At 64.6% G+C, this 22,382-nt stretch carries 21 protein-coding genes and 1 tRNA gene; 4 read left to right on the forward strand and 18 right to left on the reverse strand.

Annotated features, from left to right (window positions below; translation table 11 throughout):
- The gene (locus tag FOC84_RS01445) at nt 1-894 is read left to right on the forward strand and encodes a LysR family transcriptional regulator (protein ID WP_173142868.1); all 894 of its coding nucleotides are present in this window, start codon (nt 1-3) and stop codon (nt 892-894) included.
- On the opposite strand, the gene FOC84_RS01450 is transcribed toward FOC84_RS01445, so the two are convergent.
- The 4 genes from FOC84_RS01450 to FOC84_RS01465 form a co-directional block, all read right to left on the reverse strand.
- Nucleotides 891-2,633, reverse strand: coding sequence for an IlvD/Edd family dehydratase (locus FOC84_RS01450; RefSeq protein ID WP_173142869.1), 1,743 nt, complete (start codon nt 2,631-2,633; stop codon nt 891-893). The genes FOC84_RS01445 and FOC84_RS01450 overlap by 4 nt on opposite strands.
- 20 nt (nt 2,634-2,653) lie before the next feature.
- Nucleotides 2,654-3,664, reverse strand: a complete 1,011-nt coding sequence (locus FOC84_RS01455; protein ID WP_173142870.1) for a Bug family tripartite tricarboxylate transporter substrate binding protein — start codon at nt 3,662-3,664, stop codon at nt 2,654-2,656.
- 1,062 nt (nt 3,665-4,726) lie between these two features.
- On the reverse strand, nt 4,727-5,653 hold the full coding sequence (locus FOC84_RS01460; protein ID WP_173142871.1) for a 3-hydroxyacyl-CoA dehydrogenase family protein: 927 nt from the start codon (nt 5,651-5,653) through the stop codon (nt 4,727-4,729).
- 36 nt (nt 5,654-5,689) lie between these two features.
- Complete coding sequence (locus tag FOC84_RS01465; protein ID WP_173142872.1) at nt 5,690-6,628, reverse strand: SMP-30/gluconolactonase/LRE family protein; 939 nt, start codon at nt 6,626-6,628, stop codon at nt 5,690-5,692.
- 118 nt (nt 6,629-6,746) lie between these two features.
- On the opposite strand from FOC84_RS01465, the gene FOC84_RS01470 reads away from it, so the two are divergent.
- Entirely contained in the window at nt 6,747-7,739 is a 993-nt protein-coding gene (locus FOC84_RS01470; protein WP_254241878.1) for a spermidine synthase, read from the forward strand.
- Between the two features lie 17 nt (nt 7,740-7,756).
- On the opposite strand, the gene FOC84_RS01475 is transcribed toward FOC84_RS01470, so the two are convergent.
- From FOC84_RS01475 to FOC84_RS01485, 3 genes are all read right to left on the reverse strand, one after another.
- Nucleotides 7,757-8,509, reverse strand: a complete 753-nt coding sequence (locus FOC84_RS01475) for an SDR family oxidoreductase (RefSeq protein WP_173149904.1) — start codon at nt 8,507-8,509, stop codon at nt 7,757-7,759.
- Between the two features lie 90 nt (nt 8,510-8,599).
- Complete coding sequence (locus FOC84_RS01480) at nt 8,600-9,925, reverse strand: MFS transporter (protein ID WP_173142873.1); 1,326 nt, start codon at nt 9,923-9,925, stop codon at nt 8,600-8,602.
- Between the two features lie 24 nt (nt 9,926-9,949).
- A complete protein-coding gene (locus FOC84_RS01485; protein WP_173142874.1) occupies nt 9,950-11,149 on the reverse strand; it encodes an amidohydrolase in 1,200 nt (399 codons plus the stop codon).
- A 128-nt stretch (nt 11,150-11,277) separates the two neighbouring features.
- On the opposite strand from FOC84_RS01485, the gene FOC84_RS01490 reads away from it, so the two are divergent.
- Nucleotides 11,278-12,186 carry a LysR family transcriptional regulator gene (locus tag FOC84_RS01490; protein WP_173142875.1) on the forward strand — a complete coding sequence of 303 codons (909 nt, stop codon included), beginning with the start codon at nt 11,278-11,280 and terminating at the stop codon, nt 12,184-12,186.
- 13 nt (nt 12,187-12,199) lie between these two features.
- On the opposite strand, the gene FOC84_RS01495 is transcribed toward FOC84_RS01490, so the two are convergent.
- Together FOC84_RS01495 and FOC84_RS01500 are read right to left on the reverse strand one after the other, a co-directional pair.
- Nucleotides 12,200-13,411 carry a rhomboid family intramembrane serine protease gene (locus tag FOC84_RS01495; RefSeq protein WP_173142876.1) on the reverse strand — a complete coding sequence of 404 codons (1,212 nt, stop codon included), beginning with the start codon at nt 13,409-13,411 and terminating at the stop codon, nt 12,200-12,202.
- 160 nt (nt 13,412-13,571) lie between these two features.
- On the reverse strand, nt 13,572-14,027 hold the full coding sequence (locus FOC84_RS01500; RefSeq protein WP_173142877.1) for a hypothetical protein: 456 nt from the start codon (nt 14,025-14,027) through the stop codon (nt 13,572-13,574).
- Nucleotides 14,028-14,158: 131 nt separating this feature from the next.
- Between FOC84_RS01500 and FOC84_RS01505 the strand changes: the two genes are divergently transcribed.
- Nucleotides 14,159-14,596 (forward strand): acetyltransferase, encoded by a 438-nt coding sequence (locus FOC84_RS01505; protein WP_173149907.1) that lies wholly within the window; start codon nt 14,159-14,161, stop codon nt 14,594-14,596.
- A 187-nt stretch (nt 14,597-14,783) separates the two neighbouring features.
- Here the strand turns inward: FOC84_RS01505 and FOC84_RS01510 are convergent.
- From FOC84_RS01510 to FOC84_RS01550, 9 genes are all read right to left on the reverse strand, one after another.
- A tRNA-Pro gene (locus FOC84_RS01510) sits at nt 14,784-14,860 on the reverse strand.
- A gap of 219 nt (nt 14,861-15,079) precedes the next feature.
- Nucleotides 15,080-15,511, reverse strand: coding sequence for a MerR family transcriptional regulator (locus tag FOC84_RS01515; protein ID WP_173142878.1), 432 nt, complete (start codon nt 15,509-15,511; stop codon nt 15,080-15,082).
- Between the two features lie 57 nt (nt 15,512-15,568).
- On the reverse strand, nt 15,569-15,910 hold the full coding sequence (locus FOC84_RS01520; RefSeq protein ID WP_042792972.1) for an integration host factor subunit alpha: 342 nt from the start codon (nt 15,908-15,910) through the stop codon (nt 15,569-15,571).
- A 3-nt stretch (nt 15,911-15,913) separates the two neighbouring features.
- Nucleotides 15,914-18,331 (reverse strand): phenylalanine--tRNA ligase subunit beta, encoded by a 2,418-nt coding sequence (pheT, locus tag FOC84_RS01525; RefSeq protein ID WP_173142879.1) that lies wholly within the window; start codon nt 18,329-18,331, stop codon nt 15,914-15,916.
- A 13-nt stretch (nt 18,332-18,344) separates the two neighbouring features.
- Nucleotides 18,345-19,367 (reverse strand): phenylalanine--tRNA ligase subunit alpha, encoded by a 1,023-nt coding sequence (gene pheS, locus FOC84_RS01530; protein WP_173142880.1) that lies wholly within the window; start codon nt 19,365-19,367, stop codon nt 18,345-18,347.
- Between the two features lie 75 nt (nt 19,368-19,442).
- Complete coding sequence (gene rplT, locus FOC84_RS01535) at nt 19,443-19,802, reverse strand: 50S ribosomal protein L20 (protein ID WP_006218741.1); 360 nt, start codon at nt 19,800-19,802, stop codon at nt 19,443-19,445.
- 17 nt (nt 19,803-19,819) lie between these two features.
- Nucleotides 19,820-20,017 (reverse strand): 50S ribosomal protein L35, encoded by a 198-nt coding sequence (gene rpmI / locus FOC84_RS01540; RefSeq protein ID WP_006218740.1) that lies wholly within the window; start codon nt 20,015-20,017, stop codon nt 19,820-19,822.
- A gap of 300 nt (nt 20,018-20,317) precedes the next feature.
- Complete coding sequence (locus tag FOC84_RS01545; protein WP_173142881.1) at nt 20,318-21,847, reverse strand: YifB family Mg chelatase-like AAA ATPase; 1,530 nt, start codon at nt 21,845-21,847, stop codon at nt 20,318-20,320.
- Between the two features lie 184 nt (nt 21,848-22,031).
- Entirely contained in the window at nt 22,032-22,283 is a 252-nt protein-coding gene (locus tag FOC84_RS01550; RefSeq protein ID WP_173142882.1) for an accessory factor UbiK family protein, read from the reverse strand.
- Nucleotides 22,284-22,382 lie beyond the last annotated feature (99 nt).

Here is a 22,382-nt window from a genome sequence, read left to right on the forward strand (position 1 = left end):
ATGGACATCAAGTGCATGCAGAGCTTCGTCGCGGTCGTCGAAGCCGGTTCTTTCGCTGAAGCGGCGCGCAAGCTCGATCTGACCTCGGCCGCCATCGCCGCACGCATCAAGGCGCTGGAGATGGACCTGGGCGTGGCGCTGGTCAAGCGCTCGGGGCGATCGGTCAGGCCGACCGAAAGCGGCATGCGCATACTCGAAGGCACCAAGGCGGCCATCCGCAACCTCCGCGATCTGCGCGCCATGGCCATCGACGGCGACCAGCCAGGCGAATTCCGCATCGGCTGTTTCGTGTCCGCGCTCACCAACGTGCTGCCTCCCATACTCAAGTCCCTCTACCGCCGCCATCCCGACGCCTCGGTGTTCGTCACCCCGGGCGGCTCCATCGACCTGTGCGGCAAGGTGGTCAACGGCGAACTCGACGCCGCCATCGTGGTGGAGCCGCAGTTCGCCGTGCCCAAGAGCTGTCTCTGGCAGCCGTTCATGGAAGAGCCGCTGGTCGTGGTGGCCCCGTCGCATCTTGCGGACCAGGACGCCCACACCCTGCTGTCGACCCAACCCTTCATACGCTACGACCGCAACATATACGGCGGCCAGTTGGCCGACCGCTATCTGCGCGACCACCAGATCTGGCCCAAGCAGCGCCTGGAGATCGACGGCCTGCTAGCCATCGTCGCCCTGGTGCACGAAGGCCTGGGTGTCGCGCTGATTCCGGACTGGTCGTCCATGTGGAAGTCGCTCGACGTGGCGCGCATCCCATTGCCCAACCGCGCGCCCGTGCGCCGCAACGGCTTGATCTGGAACACCCGCGGCCATCATGCCAAGATGGCCGCGTCGATTTCCCAAGATGCCCGGGCCATCTTCGGCGGTTTGGAAGGACGTGGGGCAAAGCCCTAGCCCTGCTTCGATTTGCCCGGCACGCCGCGCAGGAAATCGAAATCCACGCCCTTGTCGGCCTGCGTCACGGTGTCCAGAAAGAGCTTCTTGTAGCCGCGTTCGGCGGTGGGCGGCGTGACGGGCTGCTCGCGGCGGCGGCGTTCGAGTTCTTCGTCCGATACCAGCAGGGATATCTCGCGCCGGCTCACGCTCAGGCGTATGCGGTCGCCGTTCCTGACATAGGCCAGCGGCCCGCCTATGGCCGCTTCCGGCGTGACGTGCAGCACGATGGTGCCGAAAGCGGTGCCGCTCATGCGGCCGTCCGAGATCCTGATGATGTCCTTCACCCCTTGCGACGCCAGCTTCTTGGGGATCGGGATATAGCCCGCCTCCGGCATGCCGGGCGCGCCCTTGGGTCCGATGTTCTTCAGCACCAGTATGTCCTGCGGCGTGACATCCAGGTCCACGGCATCGATGCGGCCCGCCAGGTCCTCGGCATTCTCGAACACCACGGCCCGGCCTTCGTGCTCCATCAGGCCGGCATCGGCGGACGACTGCTTGATGATGGCGCCTTCGGGGGCCAGGTTGCCGGACAGCACGGCGATGCCGCCCTGCGGGTAGATCGGGTTCTGGCGGGTCTTGACCACGCTTTGCGCGAAGCCCGGCCCCGCGCGTTCGATCTCCTCGCCCAGCGTCCTGCCGGTCACGGTCAGCGCGTCAAGCTTCAACAACGGCTTGAGTTCGCGCAACAGCGTGGCCATGCCGCCGGCCTTGTGGAAGTCTTCCATGTAATGCTGGCCCGACGGTTTCAGGTCCACCAGCACGGGCGTCTCGCGCCCCATGCGGTCCAGCGCCTGCAGATCCAGGTCCAGGCCCAGCCGGCCGGCGATGGCGGTCAGGTGGATGATGCCGTTGGTGGATCCGCCGATGGCCAGCAGCACGCGCATGGCGTTCTCGAAGGCATCCGCGGTCAGGATCTTCGAGACGGACAGGCGCTGCCTGGCGATCTCGACGGCCTGCGCGCCCGTGAGTTCGGCGATGCGCATGCGGTCCGCCGTGACCGCCGGCGGCGTGGCGCCGCCGGGCACCGTCATGCCCAGCGCTTCGGCGATACAGGCCATGGTGCTTGCCGTGCCCATGACCGAGCAAGTGCCCACGCTGGCCACGAGCTGGTTGTTGACGTCGGCGATCTCCTGGTCGTCGATCTCGTCGGCGCGGTACTTGCCCCAGTACCTGCGGCAATCCGTGCATGCGCCCACCCGCTCGGACCGGTGCGAACCCGTCAGCATCGACCCCGTCACCAGCTGGATCGCCGGAATGTCCGCGGATGCGGCGCCCATGAGCTGGGCGGGCACGGTCTTGTCGCATCCGCCTATCAGCACCACCGCATCCATGGGCTGCGCGCGTATCAGCTCCTCGGTGTCCATGGACATGAGGTTGCGCAGGTACATGCTGGTGGGATAGGAGAAGCTCTCGTGGATGGAGATGGTCGGGAAGTCCATCGGCAGCCCGCCCGCGAACATGATGCCGCGCTTGACGGCTTCCAGCAGCTGCGGCGCGTTGCCGTGACAGGGGTTGTAGGCGCTACCCGTGTTGGCGATGCCGATCACCGGCCGGTCCAGCGCGCCATCCGTGTAGCCCGCGCCCTTGATGAAGGCCTTGCGCAGGAACAGCGAGAAGCCGCTGTCGCCGTAGCTGGTGAGGCCCTTGCGCAGGCCGCTGGCCTCGTCCTGCGATGCTCCGGTGTTTTTCTTGCTCATCTTGTTCAAGCTGCTTCCAGTTAATTTGCGGTGATGCCGCCGTCGCGGATGACCTTGGCCCACTGTTCGATTTCGGCGTTCAGCCGCGCCTTGGAGGCCTCGACGTCGAGCGCGTCGGCATAAACGCCTTGCTGCAGCAGCTGGGCCTTGGCGTCGTCCTTGGCCAGCGCCGTGGTCAGCGCCTTGTTGATCTTGGCGACGATGGGAGCCGGCGTGCCGGCCGGCGCCATCACGCCAAAGAGTGAACTGACGTTGAAGCCGCTGAAGCCCTGCTCCTCGGCGGTCGGTATGTCCGGCAGCATCGAGACGCGTTGGGGCGTCAGGACGGCCAAGGGACGCAGCTGGCCGGACTTGATGAAGGAGATCGCGGCCGGAACCGTCTCCGTCATTGTCTCCACCTGGCCGCCGACCAGGTCGGTCATGGCCGGGCCGCTGCCGCGATAGGCCACGTGCACGATGTTGACGCCCGCGATCTGCTTGAAGAGTTCCATCGCCATGCGCTGGGGAGCGCCGGCGCCCGATGAGGCGAAGTTGAGTTTTCCGGGATTCGCCTTCGCGTAGCTCACGAGATCGGCCAGCGATTTGATCGGCAGCTTGGGATTGACCACGGCCACCAGCGGCACGAAGCCGACGACGCCAGCGGGCGCGAAGTCCTTGCGCAAGTCGTACGGGATGGTGTCCTTTTCCAGGGTCGCCATGACTGAGTGCGAGGTCAGCGCCCCCATCAGCAAGGTATAGCCGTCGGGCTGTGCGCGCGCCACTTCGGCCGCGCCGATATTGCCGCCTGCTCCGCCCCGGTTCTCGATCACGACCTGGCCGCCGATCTGCTCGCTCAGACGCTGGCCCACGATGCGCCCGATCACGTCGGTCGCGCCGCCGGGCGGATACGGGATGATCAGGCGGATGGGCTTGCTGGGATAGCTGTCGGCAGCCTGCGCGGATGCATGGCCAGGAACGGCGAAGGCGGCGGCCGCGACGAAGGCGGCCGTGACGATGTGAACGCGCTTGCGCGCGGCGTTTCTACAGAACATTTTTGTCTCCCGATGCGTTCTTATGGCTTGAAGGCTCTAGACGCATGTTCGCAAACTCCCGCCTGCGAAAAGAGAAAAAAATTTATGTTCTGTCAAAAAAATACCTGCGTGTCTTAGGACATCCGGATGAGGAAAATCCGGACCGCACTTCGGTTTTGTGAGGTAGGGTTCTTGAGCCGCCGGCGTCCGGACTGCGGGATTCCGATGCTCGCCCCGATGGGGCTGCGCTTCGGATCCCTCCGCCCGGCCACCGGCTCACGGTATCTGCCCCTGAACGGGGTCCGAAACCAATGCATTAGGCGACTGCCAGCCGAGGACCCCGGAGCCATCCGAAGCGCAGCCCCACCGGGGCGAGCATCGGAATGGCGCAGGGCAGCCTCGGCGGCTAAAGAACCCTGACATCCGCAAGCTCGAAGCCCTACCGCCCCGCACTTCGGTTTTGGGAGGCAGGGTTCTTGAGTCGCCAGCGTCCGGACTGCGGGATTCCGATGTTCGCCCCGGCAGGGCTGCGCTTCGGATCCCTCCGTCCGGCCACCGGCTCACGGCATCTGCCCATGAACGGGGTCCGAAACCACCCGCATTAGGCGACTGGCAGCCGAGGACCCCGGAGCCATCCGAAGCACAGCCCCACCGGGGCGAGCATCGGAATGGCGCAGGGCAGCCTCGGCGGCTAAAGAACCCTGACACCCGCAAGCTGGAAGCCCTGCTGCCCCGTACTTCGGTCTTGTGAGGCAGCGTTCTTGAGCCGCCGGCGTCCGGACTGCGGGATTCCGATGCTCGCCCCAGTGGGGCTGCGCTTCGGATCCCTCCGCCCGGCCACCGGCTCACGGCATCTGCCCATGAACGGGGTCCAAAACCAGTGCATTGGGCGACTGCCAGCCGAGGACCCCGGAGCCATCCGAAGCGCAGCCCCACCGGGGCGAGCATCGGAATGGCGCAGGGCAGCCTCGGCGGCTAAAGAACCCTGACATCCGCAAGCTCGAAGCCTTGCCGCTCCGTCCCCCCGAAAGTTGGATTTACGTCCAACTTTCGGGGGGCAGTTCAGTCCCGCGACAGTCTGCGTCAGGCCAACGCTTCCTCATCCTTCAGGATCTGCATGGCCTTGCCCAGGGCGACCTGGTAGCGCCGCTGCTCCTGGGCGACGCGGTCCGGCGTCCATTGGTAGAAGCCCTTCAGGGACGGCGACTTGACGCCTATGTTGCCCTGCTCGACCAGCTCGCGCATGAGCGCGCTGGGCCTGTCGTCCGTGCGTAGGTGCGGATACATGGTCGCGGCCGCCGCGCAATGGATGTCGATGCCGGCCAGGTCCTTCTGCAGCAGCGGGCCCGCCGCGATGTAGCGGAACCCGAACCCATAGCGCACGGCGGTATCCACGTCCTCGGCGGAGGCGAAGCCTTCCTCGACCAGCGCGATCGCCTCGCGCATCAGCGCATGCTGGATGCGGTTGGCCAGGAACCCCGGCACGTCGCGCTTGACCTGCACCGGCTTCTTGCCCGTATCGCGCATGATGCGGCTGACTTCCTGGGCCATGGCTTCATCGGTCGCCTCGCCGCGTATCACCTCCACGGCGGGCACCAGATGGGCGGGCATGAAGTAATGCAGGCCCACCATGCGCGCACGGGTCTGCAAGCCCTCGCCGATGGCGCTGATCGGAAAGCTGGACGAATTGCTGGTCAGGGGGATGGCGGCGGGCGCCAGCTGTTCCAGCCGGGCGAAGACCGCGCGCTTGGTCTCCAGCAATTCCGGCACGCACTCGACCACGATGCGCGTATCGCTCCAGTCGATTTCCTCCAGGGTGGCGCTGGTGACGATACGATCCGCGTCCGCCTGGCCGCCTATCATTTCGCTGGACGCATTCACGCGCCGCGTCGCCGCCTTGCGCGCGGCCGCATCGGGCTCCACCAGCCACACGCGCCAGCCCGCCGCATGAAAACCGGCGGCGACGTCGGCCCCCATGGTGCCCGCGCCCAGCACAATTGCCTGATCCATCTGTTCTGTCCTTTTGGTAGTTGGGATATGTCGTACTCAGAGCGCCTGCGCGGCCGGCGCCGGCAGGTACATGGGCTTGCCCGCCACGTCCAGATCGACGCGCAGAATGCTGGCCGAACTGGACTCGGTGATGTAGAGCGTGCGCCCGCCCGGCCCGCCAAAAGCCACGTTGGTGGTATGCAGTCCCTCCGGCGACTGGATGCGCAGGGCCGGCTGGCCCAGCGGGTCCATGCACCACACCGTGCCCAGGCCCACGTGGGCGATGCACAGCCCGCCCCGGGCGTCCAGCGCCAGGCCGTCCGGTCCGCCGCCGCCCGACATCTGGATGAAGGTGCCGACCTTGCCGACCTGGCCGTTGCGCAATAGCGGCACCTTCCAGATGGCGTTGGCCCGCGTCGCCGCGACATATAACGCATGCTCGTCCAGGTCCATCACCAGGCCGTTGGGGCTGGGTATGCAGTCGAGCAGGCAATCGAGCTTGCCGTCGGGCCGCAAGCGGAACAGGCGTCCGGTCGGGTCCTGCCAGCCGGTCATGCCCTGGTCGGTGAAATAGAGGTCCCCCGCCTGCGAGAAGAACAGGTCGTTCACGCCCTTGAAGCGCTCGATGTTGTAGCGCTCGAGCACCGGGCGCACCTCGCGGCGCTCCAGATCGAACTGCATGATGCCGTGCTTGTAGTCGGCGATGAAGATGCGGCCGTCGCGATGGAACTTCAGGCCGTTGGGCCAGCCGTCGTACTGCGCAAGCGGCTCGAATTCGCCTTGCGCATCGACACGCAGGATGCGGCCGTTGATGACGTCCACGCAATACAGCAGGCCGTCCGGCCCGAAGGACGGCCCTTCCAGTAGCGAGCGCGGCGGATTGCCCTGCGGCTGGCTGGCGACCCACTCGTTCAGGTCCTGGCCTTGCCACTTCAGCTCGTCGGGCAGCCGGGCGTGGACGCTGGCCTGAATCCTGGGGACGGGATCGTAGAACATGCGGGTCTCCTCTGTTTTTCTGAACGGGAATCTATGCGTCCCGTTTCGAGCAAAATTCTAAGGAGAGCCGAGTATTTAAGGAAATGAAATATATAGAACGAATCTTTCAAAAAAACCGATGGCTGATTTTTCAGGTTTCAAGGACAGCGTGCCTCGCCAGTCCAGCCGCTGCCCCCAAGGCGCCGCGCGGCCGCTGTCGGAGCAGGATACGATGATGCGTCCCTTGCTTATCGCCTGTCACCCTATGTTCCGTATTGTCAGCCGTACCGTACTCGCACTCATCATCGCCGGCGCGGCATTGCTGCTGCTGCGGGGCAATGGCGGCCCGGAGCTGATCCACAGCGAAGACTCGCAGTTCGGCAAACTGCTGGTATTCGAGGAAAACGGCGAACGCTGCATGAACTTCAACTCCATGCACGACGTCGGCCGTCAGACCTGCATGAGTCTGGAGCACCCCGGGCAACTGGTGTTTTCGTACACGCGCATGATGATGACCGCGCTCTACATCAATCCCAAGCCGCGCAACATCCTGATCGTCGGGCTGGGCGGCGCCACGCTGCAGAAGACCTTGGCCGCGCTGCTGCCTGATACGGTCATCGATACCGTGGAGATCGATCCCGCGGTGGGCAATGTCGCGGCGCGCTACTTCGGCTACCAGCAAGGCCCCAGGCAGCGCCTCTTCCTGGAAGACGGCCGCGCCTACATCGAACGCGCCCATCGCGACGGCCTCCAATACGACATGGTGATGCTGGATGCGTTCGACGTCGACTACATCCCCGAACACCTGATGACGCTGGAGTTCCTGCAGCACGTGCGCGGCATTCTCGCGCCGGGCGGCGTGGCGGTGGCGAATACGTTCACCAACAGCCAGCTGTATGAGCGCGAGTCAGCGACCTATGCGACGGTGTTCGGGGAATTCTTCAATCTGCAAACGGGCAATCGCGTCATTGTGGCGGTCAATGGCGAACTGCCCGGCCGCGATGAACTCGCCCGCAATGCCGAGGCGCTGGATGCTGTCCTCGGGCCTTTGGGCGTCAATACCAAGGAAGCCCTGGACCTGTACTCGCGCCGACAAGCCGCCGCCAGCGAAGCGCCAGTCTTGCGCGATTGAGCGCGCCCGACGCGCGCTCACTTCACCGCAGAGTTGCCTCCATCTGCGTAAAGCGCGGACCCCGTCACGAAGCTTGCCATCGGACTCGCCAGGAACAGCGCCGCCGAGGCGATTTCATCGGTGCGCGCAATCCGCTTCATGGCGTGCAGGCTGGCTGCCCAATCCTTCTGCTCCTGGCTCCCGGCCATCTCGGTGTCCACCCCGCCAGGCAGGAGCGCATTGGCCCGGATGCCTTGCGCGCCATAGTCTGCCGTAATGCCCTTGACCAAGCCCATCAGCGCGGCTTTCGACGTGCCGTATGCCGCCATCCCCGGCAAGCCCACGCTCGTCCCCACAAAGCTGGACACGAAGACCAGCGCCCCGCCGCCCCGCTCCAACATGGCCGGAATCTGTTGGCGCGCGCCCAGAAACGCCGCAGTGAGATTGACGCTCAGCGTGCGCTCCCACTCGTCCAGGGCGACTTCCGCCAGCGGCTTGACCGGTCCGATGGTGCCGGCATTGTTTACCGCGATATCCAAGCCGCCGAATTCGCGTTGCGCATCCTGCACCGCTTGCCTGTGCGTTTCCGGCCTGGCGGCATCGCCGGCCGAAACGCAAGCCCGCCCACCGGCGCTTCTGATCTCGCCCGCCACTTGCTCCAGAAGTTCACGGCGTCTCGCGGTCAGCACCAGCGCCGCGCCCTGGGCCGCTAGCAGCAACGCTATCGCGCGTCCGATACCCGATGACGCGCCTGTCACCAAAGCGACCTTTCCAGCAAGAGATAAAGACATCGGCGTCAGCTCCAAGCATGAACAATGCCTGCATCCTATAAAGGCGAGCGCGCCTTGTCGTCCCGTTTCTTGCTGTCTGCGCGCGGCATATCACGCCACTGATCCGCGCTGCGCCATCCGTCCAGGCAACTCCTGAGCCGCCTGCCTGGCATCATCGGCAGGCCGTATCAACAAACAGCCCAGTACACCGAGCACGCCCCCTGCAAGGCTGTAGAACACGGGCGCCAGCGATATCCCCGTGACCTGGATCAGCCAGGTGACGATGAACTGGGCGAATCCGCCAAAAATCATGACGGCGATGTTGTAGCAAACCGCCAACCCGGCCGAGCGCACGTTAGTCGGAAACTGTTCTCCGAGCGCCGTCGCGAACGGTCCGAGAAAGCCGCCCAGCAGTATGCTCAGCACGGTGAATGCGACGATCAGATTCGGCAAGGTCGGCGTCGACTGCACCCACGAGAACAGTGGATACATCAATATCGCGTAGGGCAGCAGAAACGACAGCATCACCGGCTTTCTTCCACGGCGATCCGAAATCGCGCCGGAAATTGGAATGATGACGATCAGCGCCAGCAGCCCGATGGCCTGCGCGGTGAAGGCGTCATGCAGCGCGAAGCCGAACTGCCGGGTCACGAAAGTCGGCAGATAGATGATGAATGTATAGACGGAGGCCGTGGCGCACGTGGTCAGGCACAGCGTGGCTGCGATGGACCGCGGATAACGGCCCAGCATGGCTGCCAGGCTGACCGTCTCCCCCTTGCGCAGCGACGCCGCGGACTCTTCGGGCTCGTCCAGATAGCGCCGGATCCACCATCCCAGCGGCGCGATCAGCAGTCCCACGACAAACGGAATGCGCCACATGCCATCGAGCAACTGCTGCTCGGTGAAAATCGATGTCAGCAGAAACCCCGTGGCGGCGCCTCCCAGATTGGCGAGATTCTGGCCGAACATCTGCCACGCGCCATAGAGTCCCTTCTTGTTCCTGGGCGCGGCTTCCACCAGATAGGCGGTGGACGATGCAAACTCGCCGCCGGTCGCAATCCCCTGCATCAGGCGGGCCAGCACGATCAGGATGGGCGCGGCGACGCCTATGGTCGCATACGAAGGCGTAAAGACCATGATGAGCAAGGACACCGTCATCAATGCAATGATCAGTTGCAGCGCCGACTTCCTGCCTTTGCGGTCCGCGTACATGCCAATAGCAATGCCGCCTATCGGGCGCGTGACGAAACCGACTCCGAAGGTCGCCAGCGTCAGCAGCAGCGCGGTATGTTCGCCCGCTTCCGGAAAGAACACCTTGGCAATGATGAACGCCATCGCCGCGAACACGCCGAAGTCATACCATTCGAGCGCATTGCCAAATATCGCCGCCGTCAATTGCAGCCATCGCGGGGCGCTCTTCTTTTTTGCATTTTTCATGTCTAGTCTCCTCCCAACTGCTACCTAGTTGTTGTTGTCCAGCGGCAGCGCTCTTTCGGCTATCCGGGAAAGCACCGCGCTTCCAATGGGAATGGCGGCGTCGTTGAAATCGAAGTGCGAGGTGTGCAGCCCATGCGCATGATCCGGATCGCCCGTGCCCAGGTGCAGATACGCCCCGGGCCGCTCGCGCAGCATATAGGCGAAATCCTCCCCGCCCAGGCTGGGCACCGGATGCCGGACAACATGCTGTTCGCCCACCACGTCCTGCGCCGCCAGCCTGGCCAAGCGGGTCTGCGGTTCCGTATTGACCGTGGCCGGCACGTTCGGCTCATAGTCCAGGGTCGCCGATCCGCCCAGCCCTCTCGCGACGCTTTCCACGGTTTCCCGCAGGCGGGCCTGCAGGACATGCTGAACTTCCGGCCGCAACGATCTGGCGGTGCCCGTAAGCACCACCTCGTCCGGAATGACGTTGAAGCCGGCCAGATTGCCACCCGCCACGGCGCATAGGCTGAGCACGCCGGCATCCAGCGGGTCCAGGTTGCGGCTCACGATGGAGTGCGCCGCAACGATGACATGGCCGGCGATCAGAACCGGGTCTACCGTTCGTTGAGGCGCAATCCCCCCGTGGCCGCCCTTGCCCCGGATCCGGATCGTGATGCGGTCGGACGCCGCCATGACAGGCCCGACCGGAATCGATACCGTCCCCAGGGGCAACGCCGGCCAGTTGTGAAGCGCATATATCTCTTCAATGGGAAACCGCTCGAACAGTCCATCCTTGACCATTTCCAACCCACCGTTGTGCCCCTCCTCTCCGGGTTGGAAAACCAGATAGACCACGCCATTGAAATTCCGGGTGCGCTGCAGATAAGCGGCGGCGGCCAACAGCATGGCGACGTGGCCGTCGTGGCCACAGGCGTGCATCTTTCCGTCATCGGCTGACGCGTACCCCAGCCCCGTGCATTCGCGGATGGGGAGTGCGTCCATGTCGGCTCTCAGGCCTATCGCCCGCCCGCTGCTCGTTTCCCGGCCGGGAATGAATCCGACCACGCCGGTGCGTCCGATGTGGGTGTGGAATCCGATGGAGAGCCGGCGCAGTTCCTCGCAAACGACCTCCGCCGTCCGGTGTTCCTCAAAGCCTAATTCTGGATGCGCGTGCAGGTCGTGCCGGATTTGCCTGTACCTGGCGGCGTCCGCGGACAACTGATCAAGGATTTTCTGTGGCATGGGCTTGAATCTTCGTTATTGAAGTTTTTTTGTCTACACAGGTTCACTACCGCCCGAATGGTAGAGACACCCCAACCATGCCGTAAAATGCTATTTAACGATGCCCGTCATACTAATAAGGTATAGCCATGGATCTGCGGCAATTGCGTTACTTCGTTGCCGTCGCCGAACGCGGCAGCATCAGCCTCGCGGCTCAGTTGGTGCATATCGCCCAACCGGCATTGACTCGGCAGATCCAGGCATTGGAAGAAGAGCTGGGCACCGCTGTTTTTGAACGGACCACCCGCGGCGTCCATCTGACCGAAGCGGGCAAGCAGTTACTCCTGGACGCGAACCGCCTGCTGGGCGATGCGACCGCGGCAATGGAGCGCGCGCAGCGCGCGGGACGCGGCGAGATCGGGCACCTGACCATCGCCCTGCCCGTCATGCTGACGTTGCATTCCTTGCTCGCCGATGCGCTGCGGCTATTCCGCCGCGAGGCCCCGGGGGTCTCGTTGACGCTCAGTCATCTGCTTTCGGATGCGCAGATCGAACTTCTGCCCACGGGCAGGCTGGATGCGGGATTCACGCTATTCAGGCCGCTCGACGATCCCGCGTTCAAAGGCATCCCCATCTATTCCGAAAAGATGCTGGTCGCCTATCCCGCGGACTGGCAATGGGACAATGGCGGCCCGACGTCCTTGCGAGAACTTGCCGGCCGGGACTTCATCTGGCTGCCGCGCAATGCGGCGCCCGTCTGGCACGACAGACTGATTCATTGCTTTTTCAAGGCTGGATTCGTGCCCCGCTCATCGATACAGGGCGTGGATGTCGGATCAATGCTCACCCTGGTCGCCGCGGGTTTGGGCTGCACCGTTCTGCCCGACTCGGCCACGCGCGCCGCGCCGCCCACCGTTGCCTTCAAGGAACTGCCCGATCTGGACGTGGTCCAGCATTGGGAGCTGGTCTGGCGGGCCGACAACCAGTCGGCGCCGCTCGAGCGGTTTATCGACATCGTCACGACCCATGTCGCGGACCCTAGCCGCCGCCTTGTGTGAAGCGCGGCACGCGCTACCTCGCGCAACTCCAGTACGGGCAACCCGAGCGCCCGATGATCGCCAAGGCCAGCTCGCCCGGCCGGCGGAGCATGCGCTTCAGGGCGTTTGCCTGCGCCTGCAGTTGTGCTGAATCCGTCCGGTACATTCCCCTCTCGTCGAGCAGGAAGTTCATCTTCAAACGCGCCTCGCGCGCCTTTTCCGGATCGAGTTCGCCGCCGTCTGCTTGAAAGACCGCGCCATAGATCCGTGTTTGCATTCCGCAGTACTGGTCCGCGGCGGTCAATGCCTCTTGCATGGCGGCATCCGTGTAGAGTTTGCGCAACCCTGCGATCTGCGCATGGCAGCTTTGGTACTGCAGCGGCATGAACCTTGCCAACAGAGCCTGGTCCCTGTCGCCCGGTTTCGCACAGCTACGCAGATCCGGCGTTTGTGATCCGTCGCGCGCGGCGGCTGACAACGCACCGGCGATGCACTCATCCAATGACGGCGCTTTCCACAGCGCCTGGCCCGGGCCCAGCAATCCCATTTTTCCCAGCGTGCGCCCAAACTGCGCGGCGGCAAGCTGCTCCTGCATGCCGCGGTCATGATTGCTTAGAGTCACCGCAGCCAGCGCTGCGGCGCTGAGCGCGCCGGTGGCGACCAGGACCACTGTCGCCGTCCTAGGCCGCAAGCACTCGGCATACAGCGCGATGCCCGCGAGCAGCGCGCCCGCGAGCAAGCCGCCCAGGTGCGCCGCATTGTCGACGTCAAACGCGAAGCCCGCGCCAAAGGTCAGCACCAGACTCAACAACAGATTGCCAGGCGGGATGTGCGGCCGGCCCATGCGCCGGTCATGCAGGCCATAAACGATGGCCGCCCCGAAAATTCCCAGGATCGCGCCGGACGCCCCGCAGCTCAGGAAAAAATCGTCGCGATGCCATAGCGCGGTGACCAGGCTGCCGCACAGGCCCGATAGCAGATACACGCCCAGGAACACCCAGGAACGCATGCGCGCTTCCAGAATGATCCCCAGCGACCACAGCGCCAGCATGTTGATTGCCAGATGCAGAAAACCGATGTGCAGGAACATGCTGGTGAACAAGCGCCAATACTCGCCCGACAACGTCAACGCCGGCACGTTGCCGCCCCAGTCGATCAGGAACGAGGTTTGGCTCAGGCTCTCGAACGCGCGCGTGTCCACGAAGCCCGCCACGCCGTACACCGCGATATTGCAGGCGATCAGCAAGAGCGTGATCTTGCTGGCGCATATTCTTTTGAGCAGGGACGTGCGTTGGAATGGAGGCATCAGGTAAGCATGTCAAAGAGTGGGCTTTATCTTACCCAAGCCGCGCGCCAGCCTGCGAAACCCCGACGTGCGCGCGCGACGCATCGGCGCAGCGAGCGTTTCAACCACCGGTCTTCGGCGCCGGCTCCTCGTTGCCGCACCCTGCGTATTGATATCGGCCCGGCTTGCCAAGCTTTGCCGTGAACGTGCATGGCTCGCCGGAATACGCGTGCGTGGCCTGCACTTGCAGCACATGGCCGGCGACAACCACGCTCTGCTTGCCCTGCCCGCAACTCCAGAACGTGGTCGAGAGTTCCACGAAGGTCTGTTCCGCAACGAGCTTGGCGGGACGTCCAGAGGCCGCGGACGCGACCCATTGAATCCGTACGCGGCAGCTGACATGCTCGAACCCGACCTCTTCCACCACGATCCGGTACGCGCCCGTGGCCGCGCCATCGGTCCAGCGGCCGCCCTGTACCACGCGCGTGGTCGACGCGTCCGCCTGCGTTTCGGCAACGGCGCAGGCCGCCTGTAGCGTCAGCAAAAGGAGTACCGCAAGACTTCTCATGACTTTCATCCGCAGACCGCCTGGTTATCAATGACCCTCAAGCGCACCTCAATTGCGCTGCCGTGCACTTATACCATTCAGGTACGGAACCGATCGTCGTCAATTTGACGCTGCAAAAGGAAATCAAATACGCTGCGCCGATGATTACGATAAGAACCTCCCGCCCCGACGAAGGCGCACGCGCCGTCGAAATCTGGCGCAACGCGGTCGACGCCACGCACGACTTTCTATCACCCGAGGATCGCCAGGCGATCGACGAGATGGTGTGCGGTTTTCTCCCCCAAGTCCCGCTCTGGCTAGCGGTCGACGCCCGCGACCATCCGCAGGCATTCATGCTGATCGACAACGGCCACATGCAGGCGCTGTTCGTCGATCCCGCCTGCCGCGGAACCGGCATAGGCGCCGCGCTGGTGCGGCACGGCCTCTCGCTCCATCCCAACATGACGACGGACGTCAATGAACAGAACGGCCAGGCGGTGGGCTTCTATGAAAGGATGGGCTTCAAGCGCACGGGCCGTTCGCCGCTTGATGATCAGGGCAGGCCCTACCCGCTGATCCATCTGGAGTATCGGCACTGATCGGAAGAAAACAAAGCCACCTGCGGGTGGCTTTTTCAATACTGTTTTTCCGTGGTTGGCGCTGTACTCGGGCGCCGTTTTTTTACGGTGGCTTTTGTTATCAGCCATTCGCGCAACGCGTGCTGAAATCAGCGCCAACAAATGAAAAGGCCGTCAGTGATTTCTCACTGACGGCCTTTGGAACTACTGGTCGGGACGGCGGGATTCGAACTCGCGACCCCTTGCACCCCATGCAAGTGCGCTACCAGGCTGCGCTACGCCCCGAAAGAAAAAGAGTATAGCAGAACAAAAAATTGTTTGCACGCATTCGTGCAAAAAAAGTGCTGAATACTCAAAAAATTTTCGCGCTGCGTTCATCGATTGCATCAATCGCATGCGCATCGATGAACGCAGCGCGAAGCACTGCTCAATGCAAAGCGCGGCTTGCGCCGCGCGTTGCAGGTACTGCATTCAAACAATATGGGGAAGACGATGCGCCGATGTTCAGGCCGCAGGGCTGGCGTTGCTGGCGCTTGCGCCAGCAACGTTTGCCGCCGTGCCCAAGGCTTCGGCCAGCATCGTCGAGACGTTGCCCAGCTCGTTGCGCAGGGCTTGCATCTCCGCGCCCGACAGGCGCACTGCCGCGTCCTGATCGTGCGGCACGTCGCGCGCGTCGCCCAGGCGATTGCGCGCGCCGCTGATCGTGAAGCCTTGCTCATACAGCAGGGAACGGATGCGGCGGATCAGCAGCACTTCGTGATGCTGGTAGTAGCGGCGGTTGCCGCGCCGCTTCACCGGCTTGAGCTGCGTGAATTCCTGTTCCCAATACCGCAAGACATGGGGCTTGACGCCACACAGGTCGCTGACTTCACCGATAGTGAAGTAACGCTTGGCGGGAATGGGCGGTAAGGTAACGGTGGATTCGGTACGTGTCATAAGGGGATTTTATGCCGCGATGCGTCAGGTGCCGATAACAATTGCCGACAAAGCGTATCACTCCTCGGCGTCGGATGCTGCGGGCGCGGCCTGCTCCACCACGCTCTTGAGCTTCTGGCTCGCGTGGAAGGTGACCACGCGGCGCGCGGCGATGGGGATGGTCTCGCCGGTCTTGGGATTGCGGCCAGGGCGCGGCGGCTTGTCGCGCACCTGGAAATTGCCAAAGCCGGAGAGCTTGACGGAATCTCCGCGCGCCAGGGCATCGCGGATTTCCTCGAAGAAGGTATCGACGATATCCTTGGCTTCGCGCTTGTTCAGGCCGACCCGCTCGAAGAGCAGTTCGGCCAGCTCAGCCTTGGTCAGAGTGCGCGGCTCGGCAGCAAGCATACTGTTCCCCATGGTTCAAGCACGTTGGCGCGCGCCATGCGCAGCCACCAAGGCTTCCTTGATGCGTGCCAGGCAATCCGCCACGCGGGCTTCGTCCAGTGTGACCTCAGTGTCCTGTAGCCAGAAACGGAAAGCAAGGCTTTTCTCGGTGACGGGCTCGCTGCCTTGGGACTTCTCGCGCCACACGTCGAACAGGCGCGCATCCTGCACCACAGCCAGCTGCGGATCAGCCTTGACGGCCGCGAAGACGGTGTCGAGCATGGACTGCGCGGACACGTCGGCGTCGACCCACAGCGCCAGGTCGCGCACCACCACGGGCTGGCGCGACAGCTCGCGCACCTGCGGCAATTCACCTTCGGACAAGGCTGCGGCGTCCAGTTCGAACACGACCGGCGCGTGCGCCAGGTCGGCTTGCTGGGCCCAGCGCGGATGCAGTTCGCCGATCCAGCCAACGTGCTTGCCGTCGAGTTCGATGCGGGCGCTGCGGCCCGGATGCAATGCGGGATGCGCCGCGGGTTCGAAACGCAGACGGCTGCCGCGCGCGCCGAATAGCGCCTCGACATCCATCTTCACGTCGTAGAAGTCCACTTGGCGCGTCGCCACGCCCCACTGCTCTTCCAGGGCCGGGCCCCAAGCTGCGCCCGCAAGCCTCATCGGCTGGCGCACGCCCGCCACTTCCAGCGGACCATCCTGAACGGACGCATCACGCGTGAACACGCGGCCCAATTCGAACAGGCGCACGCGCGACTGCTTGCGATTGGCATTGTGGCGGATGTTGGCGACCAGGCTGCCGATCAGGCTGGAGCGCATGACGGACAGATGGCTGGCGATGGGATTGACCAAACGCACCGGCGTTTCGTTGCCGGCGTAGTCGCGTTCCCAGTCGGCTTCGACGAAGCTGTAGTTCACGACTTCCTGGTAGTCCTGCGCGGCGGCCAGGCGGCGCAGCGCGTGAGCGCCGCGGCGGATCTCCGGCTGCGAGAACATCTTGGCGCGCGCCATGGGCGGCTCCACGGGAATGTTCTCGAAACCGTAGATGCGGGCCACTTCTTCGATCAGGTCTTCTTCAAGCTCCAGGTCGAAGCGGTAGGACGGCGGCGTAACGATGAAGTCATCGCCCTCGACCTTGAAGTCCAGGCCCAGGCTACCGAAGATCTTGGCGACTTCGGCCTGAGTGACGGGCACGCCCAGCACGCGGTGGCAACGCGCCAGGCGCATGCGCACGGGCTCGCGCTTGGGCAGGTTGACGATCTGGTCGTCCAGCGGGCCGGCTTCGCCGCCGCAGATGTCGATGATCAGGCGCGTGATGAATTCGATGTGCTCGGGGATGGTGGCAAAGTCCACGCCGCGCTCGCCGCGGTGGCTGGCTTCCGAGCTGAACTTGTAGCGGCGCGCGCGGCCGGCAAGCGACTGCGGCCACCAGAACGCGGCTTCCAGATAGATGTTGCGGGTGTCGAGCGTGACCGAGGTGGCTTCGCCGCCCATGATGCCGGCCAGGCTTTCCACCTGATCGCCAGCAACCACCACGCCGACCGTCGAATCCAGCGTGACGGTCTGGCCGTTCAAGAGTTCAAGCGTCTCGCCTTCGCGGGCCCAGCGTACGCTGAGGTCGCCGCGGATCTTGTCCAGGTCGAACACGTGCGACGGACGGCCCAGTTCGAGCATGACGTAGTTGGAGATGTCCACCAACGCCGATAGCGAGCGTTGACCGGCGCGTTCCAGGCGCGTCTTCATCCAGCCGGGCGTCGCAGCGCGGGCGTTGACGCCACGGATCACGCGGCCGCCGAAACGGCCGCACAGCTCAGGCGCTTCGACCTTGACGGGCAGGCGCTCGTCCAGCGTGACGGGCACGGCGACGGCGGTGGGCACGGACAGCGGCGCGCCAGTCAGGGCGGCGACTTCGCGCGCTACGCCCAGGATGGACAGGCAGTCGGCGCGGTTAGGCGTCATCTTCAAGGTGAAGAGCGTGTCGTCCAGGTCCAGCGCCTCGCGGATCGACTGGCCCGGCGTCATATCGACGGGCAGTTCCAGGAGGCCTGCATGATCTTGCGACAGGCCCAGTTCGCGGGCCGAGCACAACATGCCCGAGGACTGCACACCGCGCATCTTGGCCACGCCGATCTTCATGCCGCCAGGCAGTTCGGCGCCAACGCGGGCGAGCGGCACCTTCAGGCCGGCGGCGGCGTTGGGCGCGCCGCACACGATTTGCAGCAGTTCGCCGGAGCCGTCGTCGACCTTGCAGACGCGCAGCTTGTCGGCGTCCGGATGCGGCGCGATTTCGACGATATGGCCCACCACCACGCCGCTGAAGGCGGGCGCGGCGGGCACGGTGTCTTCGACTTCCAGGCCGGCCATGGTGAGCCGGTGCGCGAGTTCTTCGGTGGCGATCGCGGGGTTGACCAGCGTACGCAGCCAGGATTCGGGAAATTGCATGATCAGCCGTCTGTTATTCGTTGAACTGGCGCAGGAAGCGCAAATCGCCTTCGTAGAACTGGCGCAGATCGTTGACGCCGTAGCGCAACATGGTCAGGCGCTCGAGCCCCGAACCGAAGGCAAAGCCGATGTAGCGTTCAGGGTCGAGGCCGAAGTTGCGTACCACTTGCGGATGCACCTGGCCCGAGCCGGAAATCTCCAGCCAGCGGCCGCGGTTCGGGCCCGAGGTGAACATCATGTCGATTTCGGCGGACGGCTCCGTGAACGGGAAGAACGACGGGCGGAAACGCACGGCCAGATCGTCGGTTTCGAAGAAGCAGCGCAGGAAATCGGTGTACACGCCCTTCAGGTCGGCAAACGAGATGTCCTCGGCGATCCAGAGCCCTTCCACCTGGTGGAACATGGGCGAGTGCGTGGCGTCGCTGTCGACGCGGTAGGTACGTCCCGGCGCGATGACCTTGATGGGCGGCTTGTGCATGCGCGCGTAGCGCACCTGCATGGGGCTGGTGTGCGTGCGCAGCAACAGCGGCTGACCTTCCGCGTCCTGCATGTCGACGTAGAACGTGTCGTGCATGGAACGCGCGGGATGGTCCAGCGGGCTGTTCAATGCGGTGAAATTGGTCCAGTCGTTTTCCACTTCGGGGCCATCGGCCACGTCGAAGCCTATGGAGCGGAAGATCTCTTCCACGCGCTCCCAGGTCCGGATCACCGGATGGATACCACCCGGCGCGCGACCGCGGCCCGGGAGGGTGACGTCTATGGTTTCGGATGCCAGGCGGGCGTCCAGCTCGGCCTGAACCAGCGCGGCGCGGCGCAGGTTCAGAAGCTCTTCGACCTTCTGCTTGGCCTGATTGATCCGGGCGCCCATCTCGCGCTTCTGCTCGGGATCGAGCTTGCCGAGGGCTTTGAGCAGCACCGTCAGCGCGCCTTCCTTGCCCAGGAACCGAGCCTTTGCATTTTCCAGCGCGGCGGCATCCGTGGCCGCGGCGAAACGTTCTTGCGCCTGGGAGACCAGGTCGTCAACCATTAGAGTCATGAAATCCAGCCTTCAAAACGCAAACGGGGCCATTACAGCCCCGTTTGCAGCGATGCGCGATGAGTTAAAGCGCGATCAGGCAGCCAAGGCAGCCTTGGCTTGCTGCACGATGGCGGCAAAGCCGGCCTTGTCGCGCACGGCCAGGTCGGCCAGGACCTTGCGGTCGAGTTCGATCGAAGCCTTCTTCAGGCCGGCGATGAACACGCTGTAGCTGACGCCATGTTCGCGGACGGCGGCGTTGATACGCGTGATCCACAGAGCACGGAACGTGCGCTTCTTGTTACGACGGTCGCGGTAGGCGTATTGGCCAGCGCGCATGACTGCTTGCTTGGCAATACGGAACACATTACCGCGGCGGCCACGGTAACCCTTGGCGGCGGCAATGACTTTCTTGTGACGTGCGCGGGCAGTTACGCCGCGTTTGACGCGAGGCATAGTAGATCTCCCTTAGATCAAGCGAAAGGCATCATGGCCTTGACGGAGGCCACGTTGGATTCATGAACCGCCGTCGAGCCGCGCAGTTGACGCTTGGCCTTGGTGGTCTTCTTGGTCAGGATGTGACGCTTGAACGCCTGACCACGCTTGATGGAGCCGCTGCCGCGAACCTTAAAGCGCTTGGAGGCGCTTTTCTTGGTTTTCATCTTGGGCATGTTGATTCCCTAAACTAAACACTCATTGTTGATATGCATGACGCCAGGTGCTTGACGCATGGACGGCCGATGAAACCTTCCATGGCGGCAAAACTTGGAGACCTGTTGCCACTTCTTGGGGTACTTCTTGGGGTACTTCTTAGGTATCCCCCGCCAGCATTGCTGCCAGGCGGACTCTCCCCGAACGGATCAAATCTGACCCAGATCCGGGAAAGCCTTTGATTATATGGTGATTTCCCGTATTTTGTCGAGTCGCCCGGCTTGGCGTGCGCACGGCCCACAAGCCGGGAGGCCGCCCCATCATACGCCTGGCCGCCGGTACTGCACCGCCTGGGCGATGTGGCGGGCGCCCAGGGCGTCCTCCCCTTCCAGGTCGGCTATCGTGCGCGCCACCCGCAGCGCCCGGTGCATGGCCCGGGCCGAACCGGCCAGGCGGCGCATGGCCTGCAGCAGCAAGGCCTGGCCTTCGTCATCCAACCGGCAATGCTCGTCCAGCTCTGTCCCCGCGAGCGCGGCGTTCGGCTTGCCCTGGCGGGCCAACTGGCGCGCTCGGCACCGCGCCACGCGCTCGCGGACCGGGCCGGAAGCCTCCCCCGGCGGCTTGCCCATCCATTCAGGGTCGGATGGCGGCAAGGCCACATGCAGGTCGATGCGGTCCAGCAAAGGACCCGATATCTTGCCTGCGTAGCGCGCTACCTGGTCCGGCGTGCAGGCGCAGGGGCGCCCCGGATGCCCCCGCCAGCCGCAAGGACACGGATTCATCGCCGCCACCAACTGGAAACGGGCGGGAAACTGCGCCGCCCGCAGGGCGCGCGCGATGACCACCCTGCCCGTCTCCAGCGGCTCGCGCAGCGCTTCCAGCGTGCGTCGGCTGAATTCAGGCAGCTCATCCAGGAACAGCACCCCATGGTGCGCGAGGCTGATTTCGCCCGGACGGGGACGGCTGCCACCGCCCACCAGCGCCGCCGCCGTGGCGGAGTGGTGGGGAGCCCGGAACGGCGGCTGGCCTGCCGGCGCGTCGGACATGCCTGCCAGCGCGGCCACGGCGGCCACTTCCAGCGCCTCGCTGCGCGCCAGGGGCGGCAACAGGCCCGGCAAGCGTGCCGCCAGCATGCTCTTGCCTGCTCCCGGCGGCCCTATCATCAAAAGGCTATGGCCGCCCGCCGCGGCAACCTCCAAGGCCCGCCGGGCGCCCGGCTGCCCCCGCACATCCGACAGGCATGGCCCGGCCGCAGCGGCCGGCCAGGGCCTGGGGACAGCGTCGGGCAGTTGGCAGGCGCCGGCGGCGTGCGCAGCCACGTCGGCCAGGGTGCGCGCCGACAATACACGCAGCTCCGGCACCCAGGCGGCCTGCTCGGCGCTGCCTGCGGGCAGGATGAGCGTAGCGCCGGGCGCCTCCCGGGCGACGCTCAGCGCGATGACGAGCGGCGCCGCGACAGGCACCAAGGCGCCGGTCAGGGACAGCTCGCCGGCCAGCACCAGGCCGGCGAGCGCCGGATCCCGGACGGGGGACTCCGGATCGCGCACGTCCGCTGGCGCGGCCAACTGGCCCGAGGCCAGCAGCAGGCCCAGGGCGATGGGCAAGTCGAAACGCCCGGACTCCTTGGGGATGTCAGCGGGTGAAAGATTGACGGTGATCCTGCCGGGCGGGAACTCGAAGCCGCTGTTCAGGATGGCCGCACGCACGCGCTCCCGGCTTTCGCGCACTTCGGTGTCGGGCAGGCCGACCACATTGAAGCTGGGCAGGCCCGGACCCAGATGCGTTTCGACGCGCACCGCATGGGCGTCCAGGCCGCACAGGGCGCGACTGGCAAGTACGGCTAGCGTCAAGGCGGTCTCCTAGTAAGAGCTGGGCCCGCCAGTATCCGCAAACGCGAGGCCGCCGCGGCGGCGGCCGTGACAAAAGCATCCCGCCTGTCTGGCGCGGATCCGCGCGTCAGATGCAAAACGGCCGCTGATCGCGGCCGTTTCCGGAAAACATTCCATGCCGGCCGCGGTGCGGCCGGCGGTGGGCTTACTTGTCCAGCGCGGACAAGCGCGACTCCAGCTGCTGCACCTGCGCGGCCAACTGGTCGACCCGGGCGCGGGTGCGCGCCAGCAGATCGGCCTGGATGTCGAATTCCTCGCGCGTGACGAGATCCAGCTTGGAGAATGCCTGCGTCATCATCGCGCGCACATTGCGCTCCACATCCGCGGCCGGACTGCGGGCGATCAGGTCGGAGATGTTCTTCTGGATGTCTTCCATCCACTGGGTGCGATTGTTCATGGCGGCCTCACTGTGTTCTTGATGACTCAAGTGTAGTGCGTCGGAACGCGGTTTCTGGACCAGCGGCGAAAAAAAGGGCCGCCTCGATCCAAAAAAAGA

Origin of the sequence: Achromobacter pestifer (assembly GCF_013267355.1) — a bacterium.
Taxonomy (GTDB): Bacteria; Pseudomonadota; Gammaproteobacteria; order Burkholderiales; family Burkholderiaceae_B; genus Achromobacter; species Achromobacter pestifer_A.

What these genes read in the sequence shown, in the direction of transcription:
- FOC84_RS01445 (WP_173142868.1), top strand. Translation starts at nt 1, where the DNA reads ATGGACATCAAGTGCATGCAGAGCTTCGTCGCGGTCGTCGAAGCCGGT.
- FOC84_RS01450 (WP_173142869.1), bottom strand. Translation starts at nt 2,633, where the DNA reads ATGAGCAAGAAAAACACCGGAGCATCGCAGGACGAGGCCAGCGGCCTG.
- FOC84_RS01455 (WP_173142870.1), bottom strand. Translation starts at nt 3,664, where the DNA reads ATGTTCTGTAGAAACGCCGCGCGCAAGCGCGTTCACATCGTCACGGCC.
- FOC84_RS01460 (WP_173142871.1), bottom strand. Translation starts at nt 5,653, where the DNA reads ATGGATCAGGCAATTGTGCTGGGCGCGGGCACCATGGGGGCCGACGTC.
- FOC84_RS01465 (WP_173142872.1), bottom strand. Translation starts at nt 6,628, where the DNA reads ATGTTCTACGATCCCGTCCCCAGGATTCAGGCCAGCGTCCACGCCCGG.
- FOC84_RS01470 (WP_254241878.1), top strand. Translation starts at nt 6,747, where the DNA reads ATGGCTGATTTTTCAGGTTTCAAGGACAGCGTGCCTCGCCAGTCCAGC.
- FOC84_RS01475 (WP_173149904.1), bottom strand. Translation starts at nt 8,509, where the DNA reads ATGTCTTTATCTCTTGCTGGAAAGGTCGCTTTGGTGACAGGCGCGTCA.
- FOC84_RS01480 (WP_173142873.1), bottom strand. Translation starts at nt 9,925, where the DNA reads ATGAAAAATGCAAAAAAGAAGAGCGCCCCGCGATGGCTGCAATTGACG.
- FOC84_RS01485 (WP_173142874.1), bottom strand. Translation starts at nt 11,149, where the DNA reads ATGCCACAGAAAATCCTTGATCAGTTGTCCGCGGACGCCGCCAGGTAC.
- FOC84_RS01490 (WP_173142875.1), top strand. Translation starts at nt 11,278, where the DNA reads ATGGATCTGCGGCAATTGCGTTACTTCGTTGCCGTCGCCGAACGCGGC.
- FOC84_RS01500 (WP_173142877.1), bottom strand. Translation starts at nt 14,027, where the DNA reads ATGAAAGTCATGAGAAGTCTTGCGGTACTCCTTTTGCTGACGCTACAG.
- FOC84_RS01505 (WP_173149907.1), top strand. Translation starts at nt 14,159, where the DNA reads ATGATTACGATAAGAACCTCCCGCCCCGACGAAGGCGCACGCGCCGTC.
- FOC84_RS01515 (WP_173142878.1), bottom strand. Translation starts at nt 15,511, where the DNA reads ATGACACGTACCGAATCCACCGTTACCTTACCGCCCATTCCCGCCAAG.
- FOC84_RS01520 (WP_042792972.1), bottom strand. Translation starts at nt 15,910, where the DNA reads ATGGGGAACAGTATGCTTGCTGCCGAGCCGCGCACTCTGACCAAGGCT.
- pheT (WP_173142879.1), bottom strand. Translation starts at nt 18,331, where the DNA reads ATGCAATTTCCCGAATCCTGGCTGCGTACGCTGGTCAACCCCGCGATC.
- pheS (WP_173142880.1), bottom strand. Translation starts at nt 19,367, where the DNA reads ATGACTCTAATGGTTGACGACCTGGTCTCCCAGGCGCAAGAACGTTTC.
- rplT (WP_006218741.1), bottom strand. Translation starts at nt 19,802, where the DNA reads ATGCCTCGCGTCAAACGCGGCGTAACTGCCCGCGCACGTCACAAGAAA.
- rpmI (WP_006218740.1), bottom strand. Translation starts at nt 20,017, where the DNA reads ATGCCCAAGATGAAAACCAAGAAAAGCGCCTCCAAGCGCTTTAAGGTT.
- FOC84_RS01550 (WP_173142882.1), bottom strand. Translation starts at nt 22,283, where the DNA reads ATGAACAATCGCACCCAGTGGATGGAAGACATCCAGAAGAACATCTCC.